General features: G+C 70.4%; 24 protein-coding genes. 13 read left to right on the top strand and 11 right to left on the bottom strand.

Going from position 1 to position 26,494, the window contains the following annotated elements:
* Nucleotides 1-50 precede the first annotated feature (50 nt).
* Together Q8X39_RS01120 and Q8X39_RS01115 are read right to left on the bottom strand one after the other, a co-directional pair.
* On the bottom strand, nt 51-1,580 hold the full coding sequence (locus tag Q8X39_RS01120) for a DUF5666 domain-containing protein (protein WP_305747787.1): 1,530 nt from the start codon (nt 1,578-1,580) through the stop codon (nt 51-53).
* A gap of 48 nt (nt 1,581-1,628) precedes the next feature.
* On the bottom strand, nt 1,629-2,519 hold the full coding sequence (locus Q8X39_RS01115; RefSeq protein WP_305747786.1) for a DUF6502 family protein: 891 nt from the start codon (nt 2,517-2,519) through the stop codon (nt 1,629-1,631).
* A gap of 203 nt (nt 2,520-2,722) precedes the next feature.
* Here Q8X39_RS01115 and grpE point away from each other — a divergent pair, with 203 nt between their 5' ends.
* From grpE to Q8X39_RS01095, 4 genes are all read left to right on the top strand, one after another.
* Nucleotides 2,723-3,262, top strand: coding sequence for a nucleotide exchange factor GrpE (grpE, locus tag Q8X39_RS01110; protein WP_305747785.1), 540 nt, complete (start codon nt 2,723-2,725; stop codon nt 3,260-3,262).
* A gap of 106 nt (nt 3,263-3,368) precedes the next feature.
* Nucleotides 3,369-5,351, top strand: coding sequence for a molecular chaperone DnaK (dnaK, locus tag Q8X39_RS01105; RefSeq protein ID WP_305748249.1), 1,983 nt, complete (start codon nt 3,369-3,371; stop codon nt 5,349-5,351).
* Between the two features lie 158 nt (nt 5,352-5,509).
* Nucleotides 5,510-6,655, top strand: a complete 1,146-nt coding sequence (gene dnaJ, locus Q8X39_RS01100) for a molecular chaperone DnaJ (RefSeq protein ID WP_305747784.1) — start codon at nt 5,510-5,512, stop codon at nt 6,653-6,655.
* A gap of 168 nt (nt 6,656-6,823) precedes the next feature.
* Complete coding sequence (locus Q8X39_RS01095; RefSeq protein WP_305747783.1) at nt 6,824-8,557, top strand: response regulator; 1,734 nt, start codon at nt 6,824-6,826, stop codon at nt 8,555-8,557.
* Between the two features lie 9 nt (nt 8,558-8,566).
* On the opposite strand, the gene Q8X39_RS01090 is transcribed toward Q8X39_RS01095, so the two are convergent.
* Entirely contained in the window at nt 8,567-9,829 is a 1,263-nt protein-coding gene (locus tag Q8X39_RS01090) for a PA0069 family radical SAM protein (protein WP_305747782.1), read from the bottom strand.
* A 176-nt stretch (nt 9,830-10,005) separates the two neighbouring features.
* Here Q8X39_RS01090 and Q8X39_RS01085 point away from each other — a divergent pair, with 176 nt between their 5' ends.
* From Q8X39_RS01085 to Q8X39_RS01050, 8 genes are read left to right on the top strand one after another with little or no spacing between them, the layout of a single operon-like run.
* Nucleotides 10,006-10,923, top strand: a complete 918-nt coding sequence (locus Q8X39_RS01085) for a transporter substrate-binding domain-containing protein (protein WP_305747781.1) — start codon at nt 10,006-10,008, stop codon at nt 10,921-10,923.
* Nucleotides 10,920-14,141 carry a putative bifunctional diguanylate cyclase/phosphodiesterase gene (locus Q8X39_RS01080; RefSeq protein ID WP_305747780.1) on the top strand — a complete coding sequence of 1,074 codons (3,222 nt, stop codon included), beginning with the start codon at nt 10,920-10,922 and terminating at the stop codon, nt 14,139-14,141. Before Q8X39_RS01085 ends, Q8X39_RS01080 begins: the two co-directional genes overlap by 4 nt.
* Complete coding sequence (locus tag Q8X39_RS01075) at nt 14,138-15,004, top strand: 3',5'-nucleoside bisphosphate phosphatase (protein ID WP_305747779.1); 867 nt, start codon at nt 14,138-14,140, stop codon at nt 15,002-15,004. The genes Q8X39_RS01080 and Q8X39_RS01075 overlap by 4 nt, the downstream gene beginning before the upstream one ends.
* A complete protein-coding gene (locus tag Q8X39_RS01070; protein ID WP_407067953.1) occupies nt 14,959-15,936 on the top strand; it encodes a DMT family transporter in 978 nt (325 codons plus the stop codon). The genes Q8X39_RS01075 and Q8X39_RS01070 overlap by 46 nt, the downstream gene beginning before the upstream one ends.
* Before the next feature lie 46 nt (nt 15,937-15,982).
* Nucleotides 15,983-16,612, top strand: coding sequence for an L-threonylcarbamoyladenylate synthase (locus Q8X39_RS01065; RefSeq protein ID WP_305747778.1), 630 nt, complete (start codon nt 15,983-15,985; stop codon nt 16,610-16,612).
* A 4-nt stretch (nt 16,613-16,616) separates the two neighbouring features.
* Nucleotides 16,617-17,120: a Cys-tRNA(Pro) deacylase gene (gene ybaK / locus Q8X39_RS01060; RefSeq protein ID WP_305747777.1), complete on the top strand. Its 504-nt coding sequence runs from the start codon at nt 16,617-16,619 to the stop codon at nt 17,118-17,120.
* 50 nt (nt 17,121-17,170) lie between these two features.
* Nucleotides 17,171-17,860 carry a glycerol-3-phosphate 1-O-acyltransferase PlsY gene (plsY, locus tag Q8X39_RS01055; protein ID WP_305747776.1) on the top strand — a complete coding sequence of 230 codons (690 nt, stop codon included), beginning with the start codon at nt 17,171-17,173 and terminating at the stop codon, nt 17,858-17,860.
* A gap of 7 nt (nt 17,861-17,867) precedes the next feature.
* A complete protein-coding gene (locus Q8X39_RS01050; protein WP_305747775.1) occupies nt 17,868-18,269 on the top strand; it encodes a glutaredoxin family protein in 402 nt (133 codons plus the stop codon).
* A 75-nt stretch (nt 18,270-18,344) separates the two neighbouring features.
* Here the strand turns inward: Q8X39_RS01050 and Q8X39_RS01045 are convergent, their stop codons facing one another.
* From Q8X39_RS01045 to Q8X39_RS01015, 7 genes are all read right to left on the bottom strand, one after another.
* Nucleotides 18,345-19,403 (bottom strand): aldo/keto reductase, encoded by a 1,059-nt coding sequence (locus Q8X39_RS01045; RefSeq protein WP_305747774.1) that lies wholly within the window; start codon nt 19,401-19,403, stop codon nt 18,345-18,347.
* Between the two features lie 194 nt (nt 19,404-19,597).
* Complete coding sequence (locus Q8X39_RS01040; RefSeq protein ID WP_305747773.1) at nt 19,598-20,461, bottom strand: alpha/beta hydrolase; 864 nt, start codon at nt 20,459-20,461, stop codon at nt 19,598-19,600.
* Nucleotides 20,462-20,473: 12 nt separating this feature from the next.
* A complete protein-coding gene (locus Q8X39_RS01035) occupies nt 20,474-21,631 on the bottom strand; it encodes an ABC transporter substrate-binding protein (protein ID WP_305747772.1) in 1,158 nt (385 codons plus the stop codon).
* 64 nt (nt 21,632-21,695) lie between these two features.
* Entirely contained in the window at nt 21,696-22,316 is a 621-nt protein-coding gene (locus Q8X39_RS01030) for a TetR/AcrR family transcriptional regulator (protein WP_305747771.1), read from the bottom strand.
* Between the two features lie 34 nt (nt 22,317-22,350).
* Entirely contained in the window at nt 22,351-23,661 is a 1,311-nt protein-coding gene (gene paaK, locus Q8X39_RS01025) for a phenylacetate--CoA ligase PaaK (RefSeq protein ID WP_305747770.1), read from the bottom strand.
* A gap of 52 nt (nt 23,662-23,713) precedes the next feature.
* Nucleotides 23,714-24,163: a hydroxyphenylacetyl-CoA thioesterase PaaI gene (gene paaI / locus Q8X39_RS01020; protein WP_305747769.1), complete on the bottom strand. Its 450-nt coding sequence runs from the start codon at nt 24,161-24,163 to the stop codon at nt 23,714-23,716.
* 1 nt (nt 24,164) lies between these two features.
* Nucleotides 24,165-24,944: an enoyl-CoA hydratase-related protein gene (locus Q8X39_RS01015; RefSeq protein ID WP_407067943.1), complete on the bottom strand. Its 780-nt coding sequence runs from the start codon at nt 24,942-24,944 to the stop codon at nt 24,165-24,167.
* Nucleotides 24,945-25,221: 277 nt separating this feature from the next.
* Here Q8X39_RS01015 and paaY point away from each other — a divergent pair, with 277 nt between their 5' ends.
* Nucleotides 25,222-25,830 (top strand): phenylacetic acid degradation protein PaaY, encoded by a 609-nt coding sequence (gene paaY / locus Q8X39_RS01010; RefSeq protein WP_305747768.1) that lies wholly within the window; start codon nt 25,222-25,224, stop codon nt 25,828-25,830.
* Between the two features lie 22 nt (nt 25,831-25,852).
* Here paaY and Q8X39_RS01005 read toward each other — a convergent pair whose 3' ends face one another.
* Nucleotides 25,853-26,479: a hypothetical protein gene (locus Q8X39_RS01005; RefSeq protein WP_305747767.1), complete on the bottom strand. Its 627-nt coding sequence runs from the start codon at nt 26,477-26,479 to the stop codon at nt 25,853-25,855.
* Between the last annotated feature and the right edge of the window lie 15 nt (nt 26,480-26,494).

Genomic DNA, 26,494 nt, shown 5'->3' with positions numbered 1-26,494 from the left:
CCAGCCCCTTGCTCAACGGCCTGATGAGGCGCGTCTCACGCGCCAGACCGTCAAGGCGACTCGGTCTCCAACTTGACCTTGGTGGTCTTGTCGAAGGACGCCACCGCTGCGGCGGGGTCGGAGGACAGCGGCCCTTCCACCTCCACCAGGATGCCGTCCTTCCATGAGTTCGGATCGGTCCGGTCGATCGAGCGGAAGTAGGTTCGATCCGGCTGATAGCGCACGCGGGCCACCGTGTCGGTGCCACCCAGGGTCGCGACCACGTCGAAGGTGTTCGCCGTCGTGTTGAGGTTCTTGACGTAGCCCTTGCGCTCGACCACCGCACCCACCGTCTCGAGGCTCTTGCAGTCGACCCTGGTGGCCTGCAGACCCGACGCGATCACGCGGCCCTTCACCTCGACGAAGGTGCCATTGGTGGCATTGGCGCAGTCCCCCGAGAGCGTGGTCGTGCCAGCCGTCACCGTCACGGCCGTGTCTCGAACCGAGAAGCCGGTGATGATCGATCCGTTCTTCTGCAGGCGGGCGATCGACCCGGTCAACTCGGCCAGGCTGTCCACGTCGCCGCGTCGGTTGCGCAGTTCGGTCGCGACGAAGACACCGCCGGAGAAGCGGCCCTTGACCCGGACGTAATCGCCGACCGCGGCGACATAGTCGCTGGGCTTCTTCTCGGCATTGGCCACGTTGACACGCAAGCCGTCAATCTGGAGCTCGTTGCCCGACACGCTGCCGATCACGCCGCCTTCGTAGTCGTCGCGATTGACCGCACTGACCAGCGCCCTGACGCGCACCGCCCGTGCCGTCAAGACCTTGCCAGCTGCGTTGTAGCCGTCGCTTCCGGCGAAGACGGTCACCAGCTGGCCGCTGCCGACCGGCGAGCCGGTGTAGTTCACCCTCACGCCACCGATGTTGAAGGACGACGTGCTCGCGTTTTCCGTGATGCCGGTGAGCCGAATGAAGTCGGTCCGCGCAGCAGGTGCCACGCGCTTCTCGATCCGGGTGGCGCTGTAGCGCAACGAGGCGCCCGAGCCGCTGCGCGTGGCATGAACCTCCACGAGGTCGCCCACTGCCGGGGTATCGATCAGCAAGGTCGCCGACTGGACAGTGGATGCCGGCACGATCTGCACCGTCTGACCCAGCACCGTGAACTGCCCTTGGCCGTTGATCCCCCCGGCCTCGACCACACCGATCAGCGTCGGCTCGACCTCGATGCGGGTCGCCTTGCCACCGTTCTCGTCGATCACGCCGGAAGCCTCGATCAGGGTGCGGTGGCCCAGCTTCACCTCGGTCAGGACGGGTGCCTCCGACGCATCGGGGCCTTCCAGCACCTGGACCAGCGCATCGCTGTCATCGAACCTGACACCGTCCACGATCACGCTGCCGAACCCGTACACCGTGCCGCTCGACACGCCGGTTCCGTTGGAGCCGACCCCGTCACCGCCACCACCTCCGCCGCAGGCCGAGACGACCGCCAGCGCGAGCGCCGCAAGGCCCAGCTGCCAGGCACGCAGAGCGCTCGCGCGAGGACTCGAGAGGGGCGCCTGTGCGGCAGCGATGGACAACGGACCGTGACGGTCTGACATGGGAAGCTCCGTGGGACCTGGGCGGACGAGCCGGCTCGAGCGATGCGCTCAGCCCGGCCGGGACGAGCCGTCCGGCTTGCCGGGCGAGCCCTTGGGCGGCACCGGCTCATGGTAGTAATACACGCCGAAGCGCATGCGGTAGGGCGTATCTTCCCGGGCATTGTCGGACCGCACGCACTCGGTCGCGGCGGCCACCATCCCATCGAATGCGGGGGCCCAGAGGTCACGGGCGACGGCCGCGAGCTTCAGGCCCGAGTCCTCGCTCAGGCCGTTGGCGTAGACGCTCTGTTCCAGGAACTTGAAGCCCTGCTGGCCGGCGGCCAGGTTGTGCACGGCTGCGGCGATGTGGTCGGACGCGTTGACCGCCAGCGTCTGCGCGGCACTCTCGTCCTCGGGCCGGCTGACGAAGCGTTCGGTGCTCAGGCAGACCTGCTCGCCCTCCACCGTCACCACGCCCAGGCGCTGCAACTCCTCCAGCAAGGTGCGCGGATGCACGTCACTGGAGGTCTCGCGCGCCAGCGCCTCGAAGCTCGGCACATCGCCGTGACGGGGCAGGCAGGTCACCACCTTGCGGGTCTGCGGGTCGCGGTAGCGGGTGTCGGTCACCCAGCGGGTGAAAAGAACCGATGCGGGTGTCGGCACCAGCGGCGCGGTCGGCAAGGTCTGGCTCGACAGCGCACGGACGTCCTTGCGGTGCACGCCCGACAGCACGCTGAGCGCCGAATCGGTCACCTTGGTGCCCTTGCGCTGCAGTTCGCTGCGAGCCTCCGCCAGGAAGACCTGCTTGAGCATCTGCGTCAGCGCGCCGTAGTGAACGCCGTGGCGCAACAGCCAGCGCACCACGGGGCGGAGCATGACGGCGGCGCCATCCAGGGCCTGCTGGGCCCGGGGGTCGTGGCCGACCAGGTCGCCGGTGTCACTTCCGGGAAGTTCGCTCATAGACTGCTGTTCGGCTCGACGGTTGGAAACGCCTGCAATGGGATAATTTCCCAGTAGTGTAGCGAATTTTTCCCATCTGCGCTCGCGTCGAATGTAACGCCGACCGTTGCATGAATCAGCGATGACGACCCTCTTGAATTCAAGGGCTTCAACGCCAGTTGGCGACGGAACGCCTTCCAGGACGACCTTTCCTTCACCCCACCATGACCCATCCGCACGCAGAAGATCCCAGCGCCCAGGCCGTCGAGTCACAGGGCCAGAGCCACGAGAACATCGACGATCCGCTTGCCCGGATCGCCGAGCTGGAAGCCAAGAACGCCGATCTGGCCGACGCCTACCTGCGCGCCAAGGCCGAGGCCGACAACACCCGCCGCCGCGCCGAGGACGAGATCGCCAAGGCGCGCAAGTTCGCGCTGGAGTCCTTCGCCGACAGCCTGCTGCCGGTCAAGGACAGCCTGGAGGCCGCCATCGCGACCCACCTGAGCGGCCAGGGCACGCCCGAGCAGATGCTCGAAGGCGTGCACGCGACGCTGCGCCAGCTGGGCCAGGCGCTCGAGCGCAACAAGGTGCTGGAGGTCAATCCGCCGGCCGGCACGAAGTTCGACCCGCACCAGCACCAGGCCATCAGCATGGTGCCGGCCGAGCAGGAGGCCAACACCGTCGTGGCCGTCCTGCAGAAGGGCTACACGATCGCCGAGCGCGTGCTGCGTCCGGCGCTGGTGACGGTGGCGGCACCGAAATAAGGCCCGCCGCCGGGCGGTCGCCCCGAAGCTGATGCAGCGCAAGGCCCCGGAGGCCGCGCGACAGGTTCGGCGGCAGACCCCTTGAAAGACCCGGCGCCAGCCACAGATCAACGACAACGCAACGCATTCCCGGAGAACTCACATGGGCAAGATCATCGGCATCGACCTCGGCACCACCAACAGCTGCGTGGCCATCATGGAAGGCAACAGCACCAAGGTGATCGAGAACAGCGAAGGCGCGCGCACGACGCCTTCGATCATCGCGTACCAGGAGGACGGCGAGATCCTCGTCGGTGCTTCGGCCAAGCGCCAGGCGGTGACCAACCCGAAGAACACGGTCTACGCCGCCAAGCGCCTGATCGGCCGCAAGTTCACCGAGAAGGAAGTGCAGAAGGACATCGACCTGATGCCCTACAAGATCTCGGCAGCCGACAACGGCGACGCCTGGATCGAGGTGCGCGGCAAGAAGCTCGCGCCGCCGCAGATCAGCGCCGAGGTCCTGCGCAAGATGAAGAAGACCGCCGAGGACTACCTCGGCGAGGAAGTGACCGAGGCCGTCATCACGGTGCCGGCCTACTTCAACGACAGCCAGCGCCAGGCCACCAAGGACGCCGGCCGCATCGCCGGTCTGGACGTCAAGCGCATCATCAACGAGCCGACCGCCGCGGCCCTTGCCTTCGGCCTGGACAAGCACGGCAAGGGCGACCGCAAGATCGCCGTCTATGACCTGGGCGGCGGCACCTTCGACATCTCGATCATCGAGATCGCGGACGTCGACGGCGAGATGCAGTTCGAGGTGCTGTCGACCAACGGCGACACCTTCCTGGGCGGCGAGGACTTCGACCAGCGCATCATCGACTTCATCATCGGCGAGTTCAAGAAGGAACAGGGCGTCGACCTGACCAAGGACGTGCTGGCCCTGCAGCGCCTGAAGGAAGCCGCCGAGAAGGCCAAGATCGAGCTGTCGTCGTCGGCCTCGACCGACGTCAACCTGCCCTACATCACGGCCGACGCAACCGGCCCGAAGCACCTCAACGTCAAGCTCAACCGGGCCAAGCTGGAGTCGCTGGTCGAGGAGCTGATCGAGCGCACGATCGCGCCCTGCCGCACCGCGATGAAGGATGCCGGCGTCAGCGCCAGCCAGATCGACGACGTCATCCTGGTCGGCGGCATGACCCGCATGCCCAAGGTGCAGGACAAGGTCAAGGAGTTCTTCGGCAAGGAGCCGCGCAAGGACGTCAACCCCGATGAGGCCGTGGCCGTCGGCGCCGCCATCCAGGGCCAGGTCCTGGGCGGCGAGCGCAAGGACGTGCTGCTGCTCGACGTCACCCCGCTGAGCCTGGGCATCGAGACCCTGGGCGGCGTGATGACCAAGATGATCGCCAAGAACACGACCATCCCGACCAAGTTCTCGCAGACCTTCTCGACGGCCGACGACAACCAGCCGGCCGTGACGATCAAGGTCTACCAGGGCGAGCGCGAGATGGCCGCCGGCAACAAGAGCCTGGGCGAGTTCAACCTCGAGGGCATCCCGCCGGCTGCGCGTGGCACGCCGCAGATCGAGGTGACCTTCGACATCGACGCCAACGGCATCCTGCACGTCGGCGCCAAGGACAAGGCGACCGGCAAGGAAAACAAGATCACCATCAAGGCGAACTCGGGCCTGTCCGAGGACGAGATCCAGAAGATGGTGCGCGATGCCGAGGCCAATGCGGCCGAGGACAAGAAGAAGCTCGAGGTCATCCAGGCCCGCAACCAGGGTGACGCGATGGTGCACTCGGTGCGCAAGTCGCTGACCGAGCACGGCGACAAGCTTGAGGCCGGCGAAAAGGACAAGATCGAGCTGGCCATCAAGGAACTGGAAGAGGTCCTGAAGGGCGAGGACAAGGACGCCATCGAGTCGCGCACCAACGCGCTGATGACGGCCAGCCAGAAGCTCGGCGAGAAGGTCTATGCCGACATGCAGGCCCAGCAGGCGGCGGCCGGCGGCGCAGCCGAGGGCCAGGCTCCGGGCGCGGCCAGCGGCTCTGCCAAGGCCGATGACGCCGACGTGGTCGACGCCGAGTTCAAGGAAGTCAAGAAGGGCTGATTCCGGCCCGGCCCGAGACGGCCGCAAGGCCGTCCTGAAGCACCGCCGCGTCAGGGCCGCAGACCGTTCTGCGACCCGGCGCGGCGTTCCCGCATCCACCATCGACGACAAGCTCGGCGCCGGCCCCCGGCCCGTGGCGACCAGCAGGCAGCACGCCCATGGCAAAGCGCGACTACTACGAGGTTCTCGGATTGGCCAAGAACGCCACCGAGGACGAGATCAAGAAGGCCTACCGCAAGCTGGCCATGAAGTTCCACCCCGACCGCAACCAGGGCGACGGGGCCAAGGAAGCCGAGGAGAAGTTCAAGGAGGTCAAGGAGGCCTACGAGATGCTCTCGGACGCGCAGAAGCGCCAGGCCTACGACCAGTTCGGCCATGCCGGCGTCGACCCGAATGCGGGCGGCGCGGGCTTCCGGCCGGGCCAGGAAGGCTATGGCGGCTTCGCCGAGGCCTTCGGGGACATCTTCGGCGACATCTTCGGCCAGCAGGGCGGCGGCGGCCGTCGTGGCGGCCAGCAGGTCTACCGCGGCGCGGACCTGTCCTACGCGATGGAGATCACGCTCGAGGAAGCGGCCCACGGCAAGGAAAGCCAGATCCGCATCCCCACCTGGGAAGAGTGCGACACCTGCCACGGCAGCGGTGCCAAGCCCGGCACCAGCGCCAAGACCTGCACGACCTGCCACGGCTCGGGCACCGTCCACATGCGCCAGGGCTTCTTCAGCATCCAGCAGACCTGCCCGCACTGCCACGGCAGCGGCAAGATCATCCCGGACCCCTGCACCACCTGCAACGGCGCGGGCAAGCTCAAGAAGCAGAAGACGCTGGAGGTGAAGATCCCCGCCGGCATCAACGAGGGCCAGCGCATCGCCCTGCGCGGCCACGGCGAGCCGGGCACGCACGGCGGTCCGGCCGGCGACCTGTACGTCGAGATCCGCATCAAGCAGCACGAGATCTTCGAGCGCGACGGCGACGACCTGCACTGCACCGTGCCGGTGCCGCTGACGACGGTGGCGCTGGGCGGCAGCATCGAGGTGCCGACGCTCAATGGCTCGGCCGAGATCGAGCTGCCCGAGGGGACCCAGCATGGCAAGACCTTCCGCCTGCGCGGCAAGGGCATCAAGGGCATCCGCTCGAGCTACCCGGGCGACCTGTACTGCCACATCTCGGTGGAGACGCCGGTCAAGCTGACCGAGCACCAGCGCAAGCTGCTCAAGGAGCTCGACGACTCCTTCCGCAAGGGCGGCGACAAGCATTCGCCCAACGCCAAGAGCTGGACCGACCGGGTCAAGGACCTGTTCAAGTGAGCCCGCGCCGGGGTCCGCCCCGGCAGCCCACCGTGCAGAAGGCCGCCTCGTGCGGCCTTTTTCATGCCCGGCGCTCAAGTCGGCAATTCCGCGGCCGATCTCGCAAGGGCCTGAACGACGTCCCGACACGGGGACGCCTTGTCCGCCCAACCAGCCGCATCGCCCGACATGACAAGAGCCGATCCCGACCTGCAGACCTGCCGAGCCCTCGTCGTCGACGCCAACGTGACGTCTCGCAGCACGCTGGTGGGCATGCTGCGCGAGATGGGCGTCGGCGTGGTCAACCAGTGCGCCCGCACGGTCGACGCCCGGCGGCTGCTGGAACACCGCATGTACGACGTGGTGATCTGCGAGCAGTACTTCGACCAGCAGGCCATGAACGGGCAGGAGCTGCTCGACGAGCTGCGCCGCTCGCAGCTGCTGCCGTTCTCGACCGTGTTCGTCATGGTCACCGGCGAGGCCACCTACGCCAAGGTCGCCGAGGCGGCCGAATCGGCGCTGGACAGCTACCTGCTCAAGCCGCACAACGCCGAGGCGCTGCGCGAGCGGGTGCGCCAGGCGCGCCACCGCAAGCGCGTGCTCAAGCCCATCTTCGACGCCATCGAGCAGGGCCGGCTGGACGACGCCACCGTGCACTGCATGGCCCGCTTCGACTCGCGCGGCGAGTTCTGGCTCTACGCCGCGCGCATCGGCGCGGAGCTGCTGCTGCGGTTGAACCGGCATGACGACGCGCGCGCGGTCTTCGAGGCCATCCGCGCGACCCGCGCCCTGCCCTGGGCGCGCCTGGGCATCGCCCGCGCCGAGATGGAAGGCGGCACGCCGCACCAGGCCCGCCGCACGCTGGAGAACCTGATCAGCGCCAACACCGGCTTCGCCGATGCCTACGACGTGATGGGCCGGGTGCAGGTCGAACAGGGCGACCTGGGCCAGGCGCTGGCCACCTACCGGCGCGCCTGCGAGATCACGCCGGCCAGCATCACGCGGCTGCAGAAGCTCGGCACGCTGGGATTCTTCGTCGGCGAATGGCCCGAGGCGATGAAGGCGCTGGAGCGCGCGATGGTGACCGGCCTGTCGAGCAAGATGTTCGACGCCGAGTCGCTGCTGCTGCTGGCGCTGATGCGCTTCGACTCGTCCGACCCGAGGGCCTTCCAGCGCGTCGCGGGCAACCTCGATCACCTGGTCGAGAAGAACCCGGACAGCCGCCGGCTCACCCGCATGCGCGACATGCTCAACGTGCTGCGCGCCCTCGGCGAGCGCCGCATCGGCGTGGTGGTCGAGCGCATCCGTGACCTGGCGGGCGAGATCCGCGACGAGGACTTCGACTTCGAGGCCGCCACCAACCTGATCGCGCTGCTCTCGCTGCTGGGCCGCACCGAGGTGCAGCTGCCGCAGGCCGAGGACTGGTTCCGCGACATCGCGCTGCGCTTCTGCGTCTCGAAGGCGGCGGTCGACCTGCTGACGGCGGCCACACGGGGCGACGAGACCACCCAGGGCCTGATCGCCGCGGCCTATCAGGCGATCACGACCGCTGCCGAGCAGGCCATGAACCACAGCATCAAGGGCGCGCCCGATGCCGCCGTGCGCACCCTCATCGGCCAGGGTCGCAAGACGCTCAACGCCAAGCTGCTGGAGCTGGCCGCGAAGGTGCTGCAGCGCTACGAGAGCCGCATCCCGGACCATGCCGAGTTGCGCGCCGAGGTCGAAGGCATGCTGGAGCAGCACTGCGCCAAGGGCACGCGCATCAGCCTGAACGACAACGGCCGCAGCCCGGGCGGCCTGGCCTTGCGGCTGGATCGGGTCGTCAAGGTCGAGTCGTCGGCCGGCCGGACCCGGCTGGATGCGGTCAACGATGCAGGCGACGCCGACGGCCTGGGTGCGCCGCCGACGGCCTCCGCAGCCTGATCGCCGGGCTCAGAACAGTTCATGCTGCGGATCGTCCCGCCCCCCGCCAGCGTGGCCCGTTGCGTCACCTGCCGTGGCTTCGACGCGCTGCGTCAGGGGCCTCGTCACGGGTTTCGGCGGCGGCACGAAGGCGCTGACGTCCAGCACCGGCGTCTGCCGCACCAGGCCGACCCGCGCGGCACCCTTCTCGACCCGCTGGCGCAACAGCGCCGCCCAGGCGCCCTGGCCCTTCATGCGGGTGGCGAAATCGGCCTCGTAGTCGCGCCCGCCCCTCATGTCGCGGATGCGGGCCATGACGCGATCGGCACGGTCCGGGAAATGCGCCTGCAGCCAGTCGCGGAACAGCGGCGCGACCTCCCAGGGCAGCCGCACCACGGTCCAGTGGGCGCTGCGCGCGCCGGCCTCGGCGGCGGCTTCGAGGATGCGTTCGATCTCGGGCTCGTTGACGAAAGGGATCAGCGGCGCGACGTTGACGCCGACCCACACGCCCGCGTCGGCCAGCGCCCGGATGGCGGCCAGCCGCCGCGCCGGGGCCGCCGCGCGCGGCTCCAGCCGGGCCGACAGGCGTGCGTCCAGCGAGGTCACGCTGACGAACACCAGCACCTGCTGGCGCGCCGCCATGCGCGCGAGCAGGTCGAGGTCGCGCACGATGCCGCCGGACTTGGTGACCAGGGTGGCCGGATGCCGGGTCTCGTCGAGCACCTCCAGCAGCGCACGCGTCAGCCGCTGCGAGCGTTCGATGGGCTGGTAGGCGTCGGTGGCCGAGCCGATGTTGATCGGGCTGGGCCGGTAGCCCGGTCGCGCCAGCTCGGCGCGCAATCGCTCGGCCGCGTTGACCTTGGCGACCAGCCGGGTCTCGAAGTCCAGGCCGGGCGACAGGTTCAGGTAGCTGTGCGTCGGCCGGGCATAGCAGTAGATGCAACCGTGCTCGCAGCCGCGGTAGGGGTTGATCGCCAGGTCGAAGGGCACGTCGGGCGAGTCGTTGCGGCTGAGGATGCGGCCGGCCTGCTCGAAGCGCACGCTGGTCGCGGGGCCGCGCTGCGGCCCGTCGCCGGCGTCGGCCGGCGCCGCCTCTGCCTCGCCCGGCCAGCCGTCGTCGGTACGCTCGCGGCGGTCGGTCTCGAAGCGGTGGGCGATGCGCCAGCCGGTGCCACGGCCACGGACCAGCGGCTGGGGAATCGGCAGCGGTGTCGGCTGGCCGATCGCATCAAGCCCATCGGCGCGCCCCTGTTCGTCGGGGGCGGGATCAGGCACACAAACGTCGCGCGTCATCGGACGCTCCAGTCAGATCATGACTGTATGAATATACAGTTCTCAAGCGGGCCTGCGGTGCGCAATATCCCCGGTCGGGCACAGTCGCTGAACCATCGACAGCATCCGGTCCACCACAATCTCCGGACCTACAAGGACATGTCAGCCGGACACGGGCCGCAGCGATGGATTCAGGGATGTTGAAGAGGCCGGTCACATGGCTGGGACTGTTGCTGGTCGCGAGCACCTTGCTGGCGCTCGGCCTGATCTGGCAGACCCGCACCGATGCCGAGGACAGCGTGCACGACCTGCCGCTGCGGGTCGGCTATGCCGTCGAGCCGCCCTATGTCGAACTGGACGCGCAAGGCCGCGTCGGCGGCGAGTCGGCCGAGGTGCTGCGGGCCACGCTGCGCTCGATCGGCGAGCCGGAGCCGGTCTGGGTCCGGGTGCCCTTCGCGCGCCTGATCCACCAGCTCGAATTGGGCCGGATCGACGTCATCGCCGCCGGCCTGTTCATCACCCCCGAACGCAGCCGCCGCGTGGCCTTCAGCCGGCCGACGCTGGCCGTGGGCACGGCGCTGCTGGTCGCGCGCGGCAACCCGCAGCGGGTCCACGCGCTGTCGGACTGGTCCGGCGACAGCGACCTGAAGCTGGCGGTGCTCGAAGGCGCGGCCGAGTCGCGCCAGGCCCGCCGCCACGGCATCGCGGCGCACCGGCTGGTGCGGGTGGCCGAACCGCAGGACGCGCTCGCACTGCTGCGCAACGGCACCGTCGCGGCCTTCGCGCTGTCGGCCCCGTCGCTGCGCCACCTGGCCCGCCAGAACGCCGATGTCGAACTGATCGTGCCGACCGACCTGGGCGACGACGCGGAGCCCGGCCTGAGCGCCTTCGCCTGGCGGCAAGGCGACCCGCGCCTGCCGGCCTTCGATGCCGCGCTGGGCCGCTACCTGGGCAGCCCGTCGCACCTGAAGCTGGTGCAGCGGCTGGGCTACACCCAGGAGGAAGTCGAGGCCGCCGCCCGCCACGTCGACGCGCCCGCCAAGGCCCAGGCCATCGGCCTGCGCGATCTGCGCGCGGCGGGTGATGGCCAGGAACGTGCCGGGAGCCAGCCGTGAGCCAGCCTCCCCGGCCGCGCCGGCGCTGGACCCGTCGACTGTCGACCTGGGTTGCCAGCCTGCCCCTGCTGCCGCTGGTGCTGGCCAGCGTGCTGGTCGGGCTGGGCGGGATTGCCTGGACCCACCACGCCTGGAGCCGCCATTTCGAGCGCATGCACCTGCTGGAGGACGCGCTCGGCGAGACGCTGCGCCACCTCGAACAGGCGCACAGCCAGATGCGCGAGAACTTCGTCGCGCACGGCTCGCCGTCGGCCGGGCCGGCGGTCCTGGCGGCGCCGCCCTTGGCCGCATCGGCAGACGCCGCGCCGGCCCTGGAAGCACACGACATCGTCGACGCCGGTGTCAACCGGCCGGATCGGCAGGAGAGCGCGCGTGGCCTGCCAGTGGCCGAGCTGCAGACCGCACTGGTGATGCTCGACACCTGGCAGCGCGTGGCCGAATCCCTGGCGCTCGACGCACACACCGCCCATGCCGTCGCGGCGGCGGCACGGCGCTTCCGCGATGGCGTGCAGCAGCTGCGCAGCCAGCTCGTGCAGGGTCCGACCGACTGGTTGCCCGGTCTGCAGTTGCTGGCCAACCAGCGCGAGCTGACGGCCATGGCGATGGAGCTGGAGCGGACCGAGCACCTGCTGATGGCGCGCACCGTCGCCGCGCGGCAACGCCAGACCAGCCTCGTGCTGCTGCTGTCCGCGCTGGTGTCGGGGCTGCTGGTCTGGCACCTGGCGCTCCGGCGTGCGGGCAGAGACGACGCGGTCGCGCCGGCGCCCGGTGAGCGCCTCGATCGGCTGTCCCCAACGCCCTCGCCGGACCGGTCCCATCCGGCAGCCGACGGCCCATCGGCCGCGACGTCGCCGAGGTCTGCAGGCGATGCGCCGGCCGATCCCGATGGGGTCCTGGACGGCGAAGATCGTCGCCTGGCCGTCCAGGCCGCCGACCAGCGCGAACAGGACCGCAGCCGCCTGCACCGCTTGAAGAGCCAGGTCGACCAGGCGATCGTCTGGGCCCGCTCGGCCCATGAGCTGTTCGACCGCGTCACCCGCGTGGCCGTCAGCGAAGCCGGGCTGAAGCTGGCCTGGCTGGTCGAGGCCGGCAGCAGCGCCAGCCGGCCGCCCCGGCTGCGCTCGCAGCACGGCGAGGTCGAACTGCTGCCGCTGTGCGAGGCCTCGCTGCCCCCGGCCACGCACAGCCATGCGGCCGCACTGGCCCAGGCGCTGCTGACCGGCCTGTCGCAGTGGCGGCCGGGCAGCGTGCGCACGCCGTCCGGCGAGGCGCTGGACCTGCTGGCGATGCCGGTGCGCAACGCCGATGCGGTGGTCGCGGTGCTGATGCTGGTCGGCCCGAGGCTCGATGGCGACGACCCCGACCAGCTGGAGGTGGTGCGCGAGCTGGGCATGGACCTGTCGCATGCCCTGGTCCGGCTCAGCCGCGACGCGCGCCTGCAGGAATCGCTGGCCCGCGTGCGGCTGCACGCGGCCGCGCTGGAGAGCACGCAGGACGGCGTCATGGTGACCGACCTGCGCCCGCGCATCGTCTCGGTCAACCGCGCCTACACCGAGATCACCGGCTACACCGAGTCGGACGTGGCCGGCCAGTCGCCCAAGCTGCTGACCTCCGGACGGCACGACCCGGCCTTCTTCTCGGCCCTGTGGGAAAGCCTGCTGACGCAGGGCCGCTGGCAGGGCGAGATCCAGAACCGACGCAAGAACGGCGAGCTCTACACCCAGTGGACCTCGATCAGCACGGTGCGCAACGATGCCGGCGAGCCGACCCACTACGTCACCGTCTTCACCGACATCACGGCGCAGAAGCAGGCCGAGGCCCAGCTCCAGCACCTGGCCCACTTCGACCCGCTGACCCAGCTGCCGAACCGCCTGCTGGTGCTCAACCGGCTCGACCACGCCATCGCGGCGGCGGAGCGCTCGCAGCGCCGAGTCGCGGTGCTGTTCATCGACCTGGACAACTTCAAGACCGTCAACGACAGCCTCGGCCATGCCGCCGGCGACCGGCTGCTGGAGGCGGTCGCGCAGCGCCTGGTGACGCGGGCCCGGCGCGAGGACACGCTCGGACGGCTCGGCGGCGACGAGTTCATCCTGATCCTGGAACAGCTGCGCGAGGCGCCCGACGCGGCCCAGGTCGCGCAGGAACTGCTGCAGCTGCTGGAGGCACCCTTCCACATCGCCGGGCAGGACGTCTACGTGCAGTCCAGCATCGGCATCAGCGTCTATCCCGAGGACGCCCGCGAGGCCGGCGAGCTGGTGCGCGACGCCGACGCGGCGATGTACCAGGCCAAGCGTGCCGGCCGCGGGACCTACCGCTACTACACCGAGAACCTCACGGCGGCGGCACAGAACAAGCTCGCGCTCGACACCCGCCTGCGCCGCGCACTCGAACACCGCGAGTTCGAGCTCTGGTACCAGCCGCTCTACCGCATCGCCGATCGCCGCCTGATCGGGCTGGAGGCGCTGGTGCGGCTGAACCAGCCGGGCCTGCCGCCGGTCGGCCCGGCCGAGTTCATCCCCGTGCTCGAAGAAACCGGCCAGATCACCGCGCTGGGCGCCTGGGTCACGCAGGAGGCCTGCCGGCAAGGCCGCGCCTGGCTGGACGAGGGACTGGACTTCGGCCGCATCGCGATCAACCTGTCGCCGCTGGAGGTCCGGCGTGGCCAGACCGACGAACGCATCCGCGCGGCGTTGCAGGCCAGCGGCCTGCCGGCCGATCGGCTCGAGCTGGAGATCACCGAGTCCGGCCTGATGGAACAGGGCGAGCGCGCCGAAGCCTTCCTGCACAAGCTGCGTTCGTTGGGCGTGCAGCTGGCGATCGACGACTTCGGCACCGGCTACTCGTCGCTGGCCTACCTCAAGCGCTTCCCGGTCTCCAAGCTCAAGATCGACCGCGGCTTCGTGCGCGACCTGCCCGGTGACGTCAGCGACGCGCAGCTGGTCCAGACCATGGTCTCGATGGGCCGCAACCTCGGCATCTCCGTCGTGGCCGAGGGCGTCGAGACCGAGGAACAGCTGGACTTCCTGCGCGAGCTGGGCTGCGAGTCGGCCCAGGGCTACTTCTTCAGCAAGCCACGTCCGGCCGCCGAAGCCCGCCAGTGGTTGCCCGCGCTGGCCGGCACGACGGGCCGGAACGCGGCAGAAGGGCCCACGTCCCGGGCCGGCACTGCGGGGGAACCCGCACGTGCGGAAGGCGGCCTTCCTACAATGGAGCGGTGAGCTTCCTCAACGCCGACCTGCACTGCCATTCGACCGTCTCCGACGGCACCCTGAGCCCCGAGGCCCTGGCCGCACGCGCGGCCGCCAACGGGGTCGAACTGTGGGCCCTCACGGACCATGACGAGATCGGTGGCCAGCAGCGCGCCAGGGCCGCCGCCCGCGCCGCCGGGATCGCCTGGCTCAGCGGCGTCGAGGTCTCGGTCAGCTTCTGCGGCGAGACGGTGCACATCGTCGGCCTGGGCTTCGATCCGGAAGATCCCCAGCTGGTCGAAGGCCTGGGCAAGACCCGTGGTGGCCGAGAGGCCCGCGCACGCGACATGGCCGCAGGCCTGGCCGCCGTCGGCATCCCCGGCGCCTTCGAGGGCGCGCTGAAGTTCGTCGGCAACCCGGACCTGATCTCGCGCACCCACTTTGCCCGCTACCTGGTCGAGGCCGGCGTCTGCCAGGACACGCCCGAGGTCTTCCGCCGCTTCCTGACCGACGGCAAGCCCGGCTACGTGCCGCACCGCTGGGCCGCGCTGGGCGAGGCGGTGCGCTGGATCACCGAGGCCGGCGGCATCGCGGTGGTCGCGCACCCGGGCCGCTACCGCTTCAGCCCGACCGAGGAATACGCGCTGTTCACCGAGTTCATCGGCCATGGCGGGCGTGGCGTCGAGGTCGTCACCGGCAGCCACACCACGGCCGAATACCAGAAGTACGCCGACCTGGCGCTCGAACTGGGCCTGGTCGCCTCGCGCGGCAGCGACTTCCACTCGCCCACCGAAAGCCGCATCGACCTGGGCAAGCTGCCCTGGCTGCCCGGCAGCCTGTCGCCGGTCTGGGAAGCGCTGGACGCGCGCATCGCCCGGCCGGAGTCGGTCTGAACGCCGTCACCGGGCCTGGCCAGCGCCCCTGGCTGGGCATCTCGCTGCTGCTGGCCGCCACGTTGTGCTTCGCGGCGATGGACAACGCGGTCCGCCACGCCGGCCGGTTCCTGCCGGTCCTGCTGATCCTGTGGCTGCGCTATGCGACCCAGGCTGGCGTGATGGCGATCTGGCTGCTGCGCCAGGGACCGGACGCGATGCGCACCGCGCATCCACGCTTCCAGGCCGCCCGGGGTGCGCTGCTGCTGGCGACCTCGGCCTTCAGCTTCGTCGCGGTCCAGCACATGCCGGTGGCCGAGTTCACCGCGATCAACATGCTCACGCCGGTGCTGGTCACGCTGCTGGCGGCCTGGCTGCTCAAGGAACGGGTGAGCGTGCTGCGCTGGTCCCTGGTGCTGGGCGCCTTTGCCGGTGCGCTGATCGTCATGCGTCCGGGCAGCAGCCTGTTCGGCTGGGCCGTGCTGCTGCCGCTGGGCGGCGCGGTCACCTATGCCAGCTTCCAGTTGCTGACCAGCAAGCTGGCCGCGCTGGAGAACCCGTACACCACGCACTTCTACACCGGCCTGGTCGGCACCCTGCTGCTGCTGCCGGTGGTGCTGGCCAGCCCGCTGGACGTCGACGGCCTGCTGCTGCACGCCTCCGCGCTGACCTGTGCGCTGATCGCCCTCATCGGCCTGCTTGGCACCGGCGGCCACCTGCTGCTGATCCTGGCGCTGGGCTGCGCGCCGGCCTCGCGGCTGGTGCCCTTCATGTACGTGCAGATCGCCAACGCCGCGCTGTTCGGCTGGCTGCTGTTCGGCGACCTGCCGGATCGCTGGGGCTGGATCGGCATGGGCGTGATCGCCGTCTGCGGCGGCACCACCGCCTGGCTCAACACCCGGCACCGCTCGGGCCCGCCGTCGGCGCTGAACGACGACCCGGTCGACGACTGAAGCGCCGACGCAACGCCGTGCGCTGGCACGGCGCGACAATTGCGGGATGGCCCAGTTCTTCGACGTCCACCCTGACAACCCGCAGCCGCGCCTGCTCAAGCAGGCCGTCGCCATCATCGCCGCCGGCGGCATCGCAGCCATCCCGACGGACTCCAGCTACGCGCTGGTCTGCCACCTCGACGACAAGGCCGCCGCCGACAACCTGCGGCGCATTCGCGGCGTCGACGACAAGCACCACCTGACGCTGCTGTGCCGCGACCTGTCGGAGCTGGCCAGCTACGCCAAGGTCGACAACCGCCAGTTCCGGCTGCTCAAGGCCGCCACGCCGGGCCCTTACACCTTCCTGCTCGAAGCGACCAAGGAGGTGCCGCGACGGGTCTCGCACCCTTCGCGACGCACCATCGGCCTGCGCGTGCCGGACCACCGCGTCACGCATGACCTGCTCGACCTGCTCGGCCAGCCGCTGCTGGGCACCACGCTGATCCCGACCGGCGAGACCGAGCCGCTCAACGACTGCGACGAGATCCGCGAGCGCTACGAGCGCCTGGTGCAGGTCATCGTCGCCGCCGGCCCCTGTCCGGCCGAGCCGACCACGGTGGTCGACCTCTGCGGCGGCGACCCGGTGCTGGTGCGTGCCGGCCGGGGTGACCTGGCCACCGTCGGGCTGGAGGGCTGACGGCATGGCGAAGAAGGGCCATCACGTGAGCGAGACGCCGGCCACGCAGATGCTGCGGCAGGCCGGCGTCGCGTTCACCGAACACCCCTACGACTACGTCGACCGCGGCGGCACCGCCGAGTCGGCCCGCCAGCTCGGCGTGGCCGAGCATGCGGTCGTCAAGACGCTGGTCATGCAGGACCAGGACGCCCGGCCGCTGGTCGTGCTGATGCATGGCGACCGGCAGGTCAGCACCAAGAACCTGGCCCGCCAGATCGGCGCCAAGAAGGTCGAGCCCTGCACGCCCGAGGTGGCCCAGCGCCACAGCGGCTACCAGGTCGGCGGCACCAGCCCCTTCGGCTTGCGCAAGGTGGTGCCGGTCTATGTCGAGGCGGGCATCCTGGCGCTGCCCGTCATCTACATCAACGGCGGTCGGCGCGGCTACCTCGTCGGTCTCGCGCCGCAGGTGCTGGTGACGCTGCTGGCGGCCCGCCCGGTCGAGGCCATCGATCCCGCGTCGGCCACCTGAGCCACATCCGCATCCCCTCACCTGACCCACAAGAACGAGACACCTCGCCCATGACCACTGTCCTGCTCACCCTTGCCGTCACCGTCGCGGCCTACCTGATCGGCTCGCTGTCCTTCGCCGTCATCGTCAGCCGCGTGATGGGCCTGAACGACCCGCGCAGCTACGGCTCGGGCAACCCCGGCGCGACCAACGTGCTGCGCTCGGGCAACAAGAAGGCGGCCGTGCTGACGCTGGTCTTCGACCTGCTCAAGGGCCTGATCCCGGTGCTGCTGGTGCTGGCCTTCGGCGCGCCCTGGAACCTGCGCGACAACACCGCCGCGCTGGTCGGCCTGGCGGCCTTCCTGGGCCACCTGTGGCCGGTGTTCTTCCGCTTCCAGGGCGGCAAGGGCGTGGCGACCGCCGCGGGCGTGCTGCTGGGCCTGCATGCCGGCCTGGGCCTGGCGGTGCTGGCCATCTGGATCGGTGTGGCGTTTGCCACGCGCTACTCGTCGCTGGCGGCGCTGGTGGCTTCCGTGGCCGCGCCGATCGTGCACATTGTGGTCTGGGGTCCGTCGGGCGCCACGCTGGCGATCACGCTGATGAGCGGCCTGCTGGTCTGGCGTCACCGGGCCAACATCGCCAAGCTGATGGCCGGCACCGAAAGCAAGCTGGGCCAGAAGTCGGCCCCCGCCGCCGCGTCCTCACCCCGTGCGCCGGCCGGCGGACACCACAAGGATCGCGGCCACCGCCGCAAGCATTGACACACACATGAAGCTCTCGACCGTCCCGACCTGGCTGCGCCGCCACCCGCTCATCGCCGTCGTGCTCGTTGCCGGCCTGTCCTGGGGCAGCGCACAGGCCGCCCGCAAGGTGCTGGAGATCCAGCGTGCCGACACGCTGCGCAGCCTGGCCGCCGCGCCGGGCACGATCCGCATGCTGTCGAGCAACACCTGCACGGTCTGCGAGGTCGCGCACGCCTGGCTGACGAAGCACGAGATCCCGTTCGAGATGTGCACCATCGAGACCGACACGGCCTGCCGCGCCGAGTTCGAGCAGCGCCGCGCGATCGGCACGCCGACCTTCGTGCTGTCCAACGGCCGCACCGAGCTGGGCTTCCAGGTCAAGAAGCTGATCGCGTCGCTGCAGGCCGAGCCCCTGCGCGCTCCCTGACGACCGGCCACGGTCGGCACCCAGGACAACGGGCCCCGCGGGGGCCCGTTGTCGTTCATGCGCCCGGGGCGCGGCTCACTGGCCGGGATCTCGAAAGGTCCAGCGGATCGCGTCGATCTCGGCCAGGACGGCGGCGTCGAGCGGCACGTCCCAGGCGTCGATGTCCTCATCGAGCTGGGCCACGCTGGTCACGCCGATGATGGTGCTGGCCACGCTCCAGCGCCGGTAGCAGAAGGCCAGCGCGAGCTGCGTCGGCGTGAGGCCGTGCGCCCGTGCCAGCGCGTTGTAGCGGCGCGCTGCATCGAGCGCCTCGACGCGGCCCCAGCGCTGCTTCTTCATGCTGTCGAAGATCGCCAGCCGGCCCGGCCGGTCCGGATCGTCCAGCCCCAGCGCGTCGTACTTGCCGGTCAGCAGGCCAAAGCCCAGCGGCGAATAGGCCAGCAGCGAGACCTGCTCGCGCCACATCACCTCGTCCAGGCCGTTGTCGACCACGCGGTTGACCAGGCAGTACGGGTTCTGAACCGTCGCGACGCGCGGCAGGCCGGCCCGCTCGGCCACCTGGACGAACTCGCTGACGCCCCACGGCGTCTCGTTGCTCAGGCCGATGGCGCGGACCTTGCCGGCCTGCACCAGGCGCTGCATGGCTTCGAGCTGCACCTCCACCGAGGCGCCGGCCTTCTCGCGCGATGGGTCGAAGTAGAGCGCGCCGAACATCGGCACGTTGCGCACCGGCCAGTGGATCTGGTAGAGGTCGATCACGTCGGTGCGCAGGCGGCGCAGGCTGGCCTCGCAGGCCTGCACGATGTCGTCGGCCGTCAGGTCCGCGCTGCCATGGCGGATCCAGTCCATGCCGCGCGACGGGCCGGCCACCTTGGTGGCGATGACCAGCTTCTCGCGCAGCCCCGGACGGGCCGCCAGCCAGTTGCCGATGATGGACTCGGTCGCGCCGTAGGTCTCGCGCCGGGGCGGCACCGCGTACATCTCGGCGGTGTCGAGGAAGTTGATGCCGCGCTCGACCGCGCGGTCCATGATGCGGTGCGCCAGATCCTCGCCGACCTGCTCGCCAAAGGTCATGGTGCCGAGGCAGATCGGGGTGACGCGCAGCTCGCTGCGGCCCAGGGTGACGGGGTTCATGCGGGGTCCTTGATGCGGTGGATCGAAGCTCGGCCGGAAGTGTGCCGCAAGCACCGCGGCGGTGTCGCGACGGGCACGGGCCGCCCGAACGGCTCGCGCAGGGACGCCGGTGCATCGGCGACATCGAGCGCGTGGCCTGAGCGCGGGCCAGCGGCCGCCCCGGACGTGACCGTGTCCGTCGGCCTCCCCGGGTTTCAGGCGCGCGCCTGGCGGTCCAGCCAGTCACAGGCGGCGCTGTCCGGGTCCTCCAGGGCATGCACGACCGAATGGTGGTGCAGGCCGGCCAGCGCCTCGGCCTCGACCCGGTTGCCGGCCGCTTGCCAGCGCGCCGCGTGTTCGGTCGACTGGCGCGCGAACTCCTCGCTTTCCAGGTCGCCCCAGACCAGCTTGAGCGGCGTGGCGCAGGGCCGCACCGTGTGCATCGGCGACTGCCGGGCGATCGTGCGGTCGTCCAGCTGGATCAGCGGCTGCAGGTAGCTCCAGCGCAGCGGCGACAGCTCGTAGAGACCGCTGGCCAGCCAGGCCGCCCGCAGGGGATCGACCGGCAGGCCGTAGTCACCGGCCCAGTCGGTGTGCAGGGCCATCGCGCCGAGCTGGCCTCCGGCCGAGTGGCCGGCGATCACGATGCGCTCGCGGTCGCCGTTGAAGGTCTCGGCATGGCGCCAGACCCAGGCCAGCGCGGCCCGCACCTGGCGCACGATCTCGTCGATCGTGACCCACGGGCACAGCGCGTAGTCCAGCACCACCGCCGCATGGCCGCGCCGGTGCGGGCCCCGCGCGGTGTAGCTGAAGTCGCCGGCCGACAGCGCGCGCCAGTAGCCGCCGTGGATGAAGACGAAGACCGGCGAGCCCGGCTGCCGGGCCGGGAAGACATCCAGCTTCTCGGCCCGCGTCGGTCCGTAGGACACGCCCAGCCGGCCTTCGAGCTGCTGCCGCGCCAGCGCGCTGCGTTCGGCGTGGTGACGCAGCTCGGCGGCTGCGTCGGCGATGCGCAGCGCCGGGTTGTACTGCGCGTCGACCTGGGCCTGGTTCTCGAAACGGCCTTCCAGCAAGGGCATCGCGGCCACCGCTCAGGGCTGGAGCTTCCAGGCGCCGTTCTCGATCTTGACCATCACGCGGGCGCGCTGGTCCAGGCCGAGGTGGTCGCCGGGCGACATGTTGAAGATGCCGTGCGCGCCGGCCAGGTCCTTGACCTGTTCCAGCGCGTCGCGCAGCGCGGCGCGGAACTCGGCCGTGCCTGGCTGGGCCTTCTTCAGCGCGACCGGCACGGCGGCGGCCATCAGCGCGCCGGCGTCCCAGGCATGGGCCCCGAAGGTGCTGACGCTGCCCTTGCCGTTGGCCGCCTCGTAGGCCGCGACATAGGCCTGCGCGCTCTTGCGCACCGGGTGGTTGGCGGGCAGCTGGTCGGCCACCAGCACCGGGCCGCTGGGCAGGATGGTGCCGTCGACGTCCTTGCCGCCGACGCGCAGGAAGTCGTTGTTGGCCACGCCGTGGGTCTGGTACTGCTTGCCGGCGTAGCCGCGCTCCTTGAGCGTCTTGGCCGGCAACGCGGCCGGCGTGCCGGAGCCGGCGATCAGCACCGCGTCCGGGTTGGCGGCCTGCAGCTTCAGGACCTGGGCGGTCACGGAGGTGTCGTTGCGGGCATAGCGCTCGTTGGCGACGATCTGGATGCCCTTGAGCGCGGCGGCCTTGCTGAACTCGTTGAACCAGCCTTCGCCGTAGGCATCGGCAAAGCCGATGAAGCCGACCTTGCGCACGCCGTTGTCGGCCATGTGGGCGGCGATCGCCAGCGACATCATGATGTCGTTCTGCGGCGTCTTGAAGACCCAGCGCTTCTTGTCGTCCATCGGCTCGACGATGCGGGCCGAGGCAGCCATCGAGATCATCGGCACCTTGGCCTCGGCGACGGCGTCGATCATGGCCAGCGAGTTCGGCGTGGTGGTCGAGCCGAGCACGATGTCGACCTTGTCCTCGGTGATCAGGCGACGCGTGTTGGCCACCGCCTTGGTCGTGTCCGAGGCATCGTCCAGCACGATGTACTCGACCGTCTTGCCGCCGATCTTGCTCGGCATCAGCGCGATGGTGTTCTTCTCGGGAATGCCCAGCGAGGCTGCCGGGCCGGTGGCCGAGACCGTCACGCCGACCTTGATCTGGGCCTGGGCGACGGCCGCGTTCAGGCCGAGGAACGCCAGCGCGGCGGCGGCGATCAGGGTGCGTCGGATCATCATCGTCTTGTCTCCTTGGGGTGGTTTGCGCGGTCAGGTTTCGGGGGCGGGAAGGAAGTGGCGACGCCTACGGCTGCAGCGCCTGCAGCGCCGGTGTCTGCAGCGCCTGCAGGCCACCGACGAACAGGTCGGCGACGACCGGGGCCATGTCGTCGTGCGTCAGTGGCCCATCGGGGTGCAGCCAGGTGAACATCCAGTTGATCATGCCGAACAGCAGCATGGTCAGCGGCTTGTGCAGCGCAGCGGTGGCCAGTGCCGGGCGGACCTGGGCGACCGCATCGGCGAAGGCGGCCACGACGCGGCGCTGGCCGTCGAGCACGACCTCGCGCTCGGCCTCGCCGAGGAAGCGCACGTCCTCGGTCAGCACGCGGTGCTCGCCCTGCGCATCGGCATAGGCCCGCACGAAGGCCAGGATCAGCGCGCGCAGGTGGGCCTCGCCGACGAGGCCCTGGGCCTGCACGCTGGCGACCAGCGCCTGCAGCCGGGCGATGTGCTGCTGGCAGATCTGCAGCAGCAGCGCTTCCTTGTCGCGCACGTAGTGGTAGAGCGCCGGCTTGGTCAGGCCGCAGGCGGTGGCGACCTCGTTCATCGAGGTGCCGGGATAGCCGCGCGCGGCGAACAGCTCGGCCGCATGCGCGAGGATGGCCTCGTGCTGGTCGGCATAGGTGGCAGAACGGCCGCGTGGCATCGGGCGGTTTCGTGCGGGGCGTGGGCTGGCGGACTCAGCCGCGTGGTCGCTTGTCGACCACGCGACGGGCCTTGCCGACGAGGGTGCGCTCGATGCTGTCAGGCTCGCCGACCACCACCCGGGCGGTCACGCCGACCAGCGTCTTGATGCGCTGCTGCAGCCAGCTGGCGGCCTCCTGCGAGACCTGCTCCGAGGCGCCGACCAGGCGCTCGCAGCGCACCTCCAGCTCGTCGAGGTGCGCGTCGCGCGTGACGATCAGCTGGTACTGGCCGGCCAGCTGGCCGTGCTGCAGGACGATCTCCTCGATCTGGGTCGGGAAGACGTTGACGCCGCGGATGATCAGCATGTCGTCGCTGCGGCCGACGATCTTGCCGATGCGGCGCATGCTGCGCGAGGTCGGCGGCAGCAGCCGCGTCAGGTCGCGGGTGCGGTAGCGGATCACCGGCAGCGCTTCCTTGGTCAGCGTGGTGAAGACCAGCTCGCCCTCGGAACCCTCGGGCAGGACCTCGCCGGTCTCGGGGTCGATGATCTCGGGGTAGAAGTGGTCTTCCCAGATCACCGGGCCGTCCTTGGACTCGATGCACTCGCTGGCCACGCCCGGGCCCATCACCTCGGACAGGCCGTAGATGTCGACCGCGTCGATGCCGGCGGTGCGCTCGATCTCGCGCCGCATCGCCTCGGTCCAGGGCTCGGCACCGAAGATGCCGACCTTCAGCGAGCTGGCCGCCGGGTCCAGGCCCTGGCGGCGCATCTCCTCGACGATCACTTGCATGTAGCTGGGCGTGACCATGATGATGTCGGGCCTGAAGTCGGTGATCAGCTGGACCTGCTTCTCGGTCTGGCCGCCCGACATCGGGATGACCGTGCAGCCCAGCCGCTCGGCCCCGTAGTGCGCGCCCAGGCCGCCGGTGAAGAGGCCGTAGCCATAGGCCACATGCACGATGTCGCCGGCCCGGCCGCCCGCCGCGCGGATCGAGCGCGCCACCAGGTCGGCCCAGTGGTCGATGTCCTGCTTTGTGTAGCCCACCACGGTCGGCTTTCCGGTCGTGCCCGAGGAGGCATGCACGCGCACCACCTGCTCGCGCGGCACCGCGAACAGGCCGAAGGGATAGTTGTCGCGCAGCGTGGCCTTGCCGGTGAAGGGGAACCTGCTCAGGTCGGCCAGCGTCTTCAGGTCATCGGGGTGGACGCCCCTGGCATCGAAGGCGGCGCGGTAATGCGGCACGTTGGCATAGGCATGGGCGAGCGTCTTCCTGAGGCGCTGCAGCTGCAGGGCCTGCAGCTCGTCGCGGCTGGCGGTCTCGATCGGCTCGAGGTCGCCGGGAGCGGGTTGCTTGACGGGCATGGGTCAGTCTCCTGGAAGGCGGGGAAGCCGGGGAAGCCGGGCGGGCGGCGGCTCAGGTCGCCGCTGCGTCGGCCGCGAGCGGCACCGTCTGGCGGCCCTTCATGGCGTAGGACTTGCCGCGGAAGACCGCGATCAGCGCGCCCTTCTGGTTGCGCACCTCGATGTCGTAGACCCCCGTGCGGCCGGCCCGCTGGATCTCGCGCGCCACCGCGGTCAGGCGGTCGCCCTCGTGCGAAGGCGCGACGATGTCGATCGAGAAGCCCGAGGCCACCGTCGCCTCGTTGGCCGCGTTGCAGGCATAGGCGAAGGCGGTGTCGGCCAGTGTCGCGACCAGGCCGCCGTGGCAGGTCGCAAAGCCATTGAGCATGTCGGCGCGCACCGTCATCTCGACCGTGGCGCTGCCCGGTGCGATCGCGGTGATGGCCAGCCCGAGGGCCTGGGCGGCGCGGTCGTTGGCGTACATGCCCTCGCGCACATGGTCGGCGGTCTGCTGGGGGGTCATCTCAACGCTCCGTGAAGGTCGGCGCGCGCTTGGCGAAGAAGGCGCCCACGCCCTCGGCATAGTCGGCCGCGCGACCCAGGCGACGCTGCAGGCGCGCCTCGTTGGCGAGCGCCGTATCCAGGTCCGCCGCGGCTCCGGCGTCGAGCGCGGCGCGGGTCTCGACCAGCGCCTTGACCGGCATCGCGGCCAGGCGCTGCGCCAGCGCGGCGACGGCAGCGGGGAACTCGGCATCGTCCACGCACTGCCAGATCAGGCCCCAGTCGGCAGCCTGCTGCGCCGTCAGCTTGTCGCCCAGCATGGCCAGACCCAGCGCACGCTGGCGGGTGGTCAGGCGCGGCAGCAGCCAGGTGCCGCCGCAATCGGGCACCAGCGCGATCTTGGCGAAGGCCTGGATGAAGCTGGCCGACCGCGCGGCCACCGTCAGATCGCAGCCAAGCGCGAGGTTGGCGCCGGCCCCGGCGGCCACGCCGTTGACCGCCGCGACGACCGGCACCGGCATGGCGCGGATGCGCAAGGCCAGCGGCCGGTAGGTCGCCTCGATCAGGTCGCCGATGTCGGGCTGCTCGGCCGACGGCGCGAGCTGGCCGTCGACCCTCACCGGCGCGACGGCCGGATCGCCCAGGTCCTGGCCGGCGCAGAAGCCGCGCCCCGAGCCGGTGATGACCAGGCATCGCACGCTGGCATCGGCTGCGGCGGCGTCCAGCGCGGCCAGCAGCTCGCCGTGCATCGCGGTGGTGAAGCTGTTGAGCGCCTGCGGGCGGTTCAGCGCGAGGGTGCGCACGGCACCGTCCTGCGTCACCAGAACCAGGGGAATCGACGCGGTTTGCGACGCGGTTTGCGACGGGGCTTGCGACGGGGCTTGCGACGGGGCTTGCGACGGTGTGGGCGACACGGCAGGGGACTCCGAAACATTGTTGACCGACCGGTAAGTAAATCGTAGCCTTCACCTTGATCCACAACAAGGTGAGCGGCCTCGGGATCAACCCGCAGAACGATGCGGGATGCAGGCCCATGCCGCCGACCACCCTCTGCCGACCCCCACGTTCCGGAGACCTCCCATGCCCTGCTACGCCATCGACGGCATCCGCCCGGTCGTCGACCCGACCGCCCATGTCCACCCGACCGCCGTGCTGATCGGCGACGTGATCGTGGGCCCGGGCGCCTACATCGGCCCGCTGGCCAGCCTGCGCGGCGACTTCGGCCGCATCGTCATCGAACGTGGCGCCAACGTGCAGGACAACTGCGTGATGCACGGCTTCCCCGGCAGCGACACGGTGGTCGAGGAGAACGGTCACATCGGCCATGGCGCCGTGCTGCACGGCTGCGTGGTCCGGCGCGACGCGCTGGTCGGCATGAACGCGGTCGTGATGGACGAGGCCGAGGTTGGCACCCAGACCATCGTCGCCGCCTGCGCCTTCGTCCGTGCCGGCCTGAAGCTGCCACCGCGCTCGCTGGTCGCCGGCCTGCCAGCCAAGGTGGTGCGCGAGCTGACCGAATCCGAGATGGCCTGGAAGCGCGAAGGCACCGCCGTCTACCAGGACCTGACCCGCCGCTGCCATGCCAGCCTGGTCGAGTGCAGCCCGCTCACCGAGGCCGAACCCGACCGCCCGCGCATGCCCGCACCGGACGTGAAGCCGCTGGTGGCGACGAAGCGGGAAGGCGCCTGAGGCTCTCCCGAGCCTCACCGGCTCACAACGGAATCGGCACCAGCCTCATCCGCACGCCCGCGTCGGTCACCCGGAAATCGCCAGGCTGCATGCCCAGCAGCTTGATGCCCTCGCGCAGGCGGTCGTCGAAGCGGTGGACCTCATGGTCCTGCAGCACCTCCTCGACCACGCGGGGGCCGACGCGTTCGACGGCTTCGGCGATGCGGCCGGGCAGGCCGGCGATGCTGAAGGTCTCGCCGCGCACGCCGTCCAGCCGCACGGTGCCGTCGCTGGCCTCGTAGCGCAGGCCGGTCGCGAAGGTCAGGTTGCCGTCGAAGGTGCGGCGGGTGAACAGGGTCTCGTCGACGCCGACGTCGCAGCCGAAGACCAGCTTGTTGTCGGCCGGACGCAGCTTGAGCCGGGGGCGCAGCAGGTGCAGGTCGAAGATCTCGCCGACCCGGCGGGTCAGCGGGAAGCGCGGCGCGACCGCGTTGAGCAGCTCGGTCTGGCTCAAGTTCCACTCGCGCTGCAGGCCCTGCGCGCCCGCGCTGGCACAGCCACCCAGGGCGAACAGCGGCGCGGAACCGGCACAGGCCAGCGCGCGCAGCAACAGGGAACGGCGGGCCGGGTCGGCGGCTCCGCGACAATCGAGGGGGATCGTGATCTTCATGCGGCGATTCTGTCG

It is taken from the genome of Leptothrix discophora (genome assembly GCF_030705305.1).
Classification (GTDB): Bacteria; Pseudomonadota; Gammaproteobacteria; order Burkholderiales; family Burkholderiaceae_C; genus Sphaerotilus; species Sphaerotilus discophorus.
The sequence above is the reverse complement of the archived record's forward strand: the minus strand, read 5'-3'. Positions and strand labels throughout refer to the sequence as shown.

Coding starts and splice junctions, on each gene's coding strand:
- Q8X39_RS01120 (WP_305747787.1), bottom strand. CDS start 1,580: ATGTCAGACCGTCACGGTCCGTTGTCCATCGCTGCCGCACAGGCGCCC.
- Q8X39_RS01115 (WP_305747786.1), bottom strand. CDS start 2,519: ATGAGCGAACTTCCCGGAAGTGACACCGGCGACCTGGTCGGCCACGAC.
- grpE (WP_305747785.1), top strand. CDS start 2,723: ATGACCCATCCGCACGCAGAAGATCCCAGCGCCCAGGCCGTCGAGTCA.
- dnaJ (WP_305747784.1), top strand. CDS start 5,510: ATGGCAAAGCGCGACTACTACGAGGTTCTCGGATTGGCCAAGAACGCC.
- Q8X39_RS01095 (WP_305747783.1), top strand. CDS start 6,824: ATGACAAGAGCCGATCCCGACCTGCAGACCTGCCGAGCCCTCGTCGTC.
- Q8X39_RS01090 (WP_305747782.1), bottom strand. CDS start 9,829: ATGACGCGCGACGTTTGTGTGCCTGATCCCGCCCCCGACGAACAGGGG.
- Q8X39_RS01085 (WP_305747781.1), top strand. CDS start 10,006: ATGTTGAAGAGGCCGGTCACATGGCTGGGACTGTTGCTGGTCGCGAGC.
- Q8X39_RS01065 (WP_305747778.1), top strand. CDS start 15,983: ATGGCCCAGTTCTTCGACGTCCACCCTGACAACCCGCAGCCGCGCCTG.
- ybaK (WP_305747777.1), top strand. CDS start 16,617: ATGGCGAAGAAGGGCCATCACGTGAGCGAGACGCCGGCCACGCAGATG.
- plsY (WP_305747776.1), top strand. CDS start 17,171: ATGACCACTGTCCTGCTCACCCTTGCCGTCACCGTCGCGGCCTACCTG.
- Q8X39_RS01050 (WP_305747775.1), top strand. CDS start 17,868: ATGAAGCTCTCGACCGTCCCGACCTGGCTGCGCCGCCACCCGCTCATC.
- Q8X39_RS01045 (WP_305747774.1), bottom strand. CDS start 19,403: ATGAACCCCGTCACCCTGGGCCGCAGCGAGCTGCGCGTCACCCCGATC.
- Q8X39_RS01040 (WP_305747773.1), bottom strand. CDS start 20,461: ATGCCCTTGCTGGAAGGCCGTTTCGAGAACCAGGCCCAGGTCGACGCG.
- Q8X39_RS01035 (WP_305747772.1), bottom strand. CDS start 21,631: ATGATGATCCGACGCACCCTGATCGCCGCCGCCGCGCTGGCGTTCCTC.
- Q8X39_RS01030 (WP_305747771.1), bottom strand. CDS start 22,316: ATGCCACGCGGCCGTTCTGCCACCTATGCCGACCAGCACGAGGCCATC.
- paaK (WP_305747770.1), bottom strand. CDS start 23,661: ATGCCCGTCAAGCAACCCGCTCCCGGCGACCTCGAGCCGATCGAGACC.
- paaI (WP_305747769.1), bottom strand. CDS start 24,163: ATGACCCCCCAGCAGACCGCCGACCATGTGCGCGAGGGCATGTACGCC.
- paaY (WP_305747768.1), top strand. CDS start 25,222: ATGCCCTGCTACGCCATCGACGGCATCCGCCCGGTCGTCGACCCGACC.
- Q8X39_RS01005 (WP_305747767.1), bottom strand. CDS start 26,479: ATGAAGATCACGATCCCCCTCGATTGTCGCGGAGCCGCCGACCCGGCC.